Annotated in this window: 1 protein-coding gene; it reads right to left on the bottom strand. The window is 40.0% G+C overall.

The annotated features are described in order from the left end of the window. Window positions 1-395, bottom strand: a 395-nt coding sequence (locus H3Z82_RS19460; RefSeq protein WP_182207121.1) for a hypothetical protein, incomplete at both ends; no start/stop codon positions are given.

A 395-nucleotide genomic window follows, 5' to 3' on the forward strand; every position in this document is an offset into this window, starting at 1 on the left:
ACATAATCCGTAAACGCCACGTTTTTAGAAATAATCAGTTCATCTTCGGAAAACTGCCCATCAAAATTCCAGTCGGCCCAAACTCTTACCCTATTTTCATCAAATTGACCACCTTTGCCAGGATCAGCGTTGATCGTAATCTCATAGGTTTCCCCAGACCTGAATTCTGTATTTACAGAATTATAATAATTATTGTAATTGTCCAAACCAGGGGCATGATCAATGGTCCCCACCTTTACATTATTGATGTTAAAAAATGTTCCATATTCAAAAGTTGTCCTACAATATGCAACAATGGCGCTCACACTGCCTGTATATGAACCTGTTTCCCCTTCGGCATTTGTAACTGTCAAGGAGTAGCTATAGATCCCTGGCTCGTCGTAGGTTATTTCAGG

This window comes from Gelidibacter maritimus (assembly GCF_014062315.1).
Lineage (GTDB): Bacteria > Bacteroidota > Bacteroidia > Flavobacteriales > Flavobacteriaceae > Gelidibacter > Gelidibacter maritimus.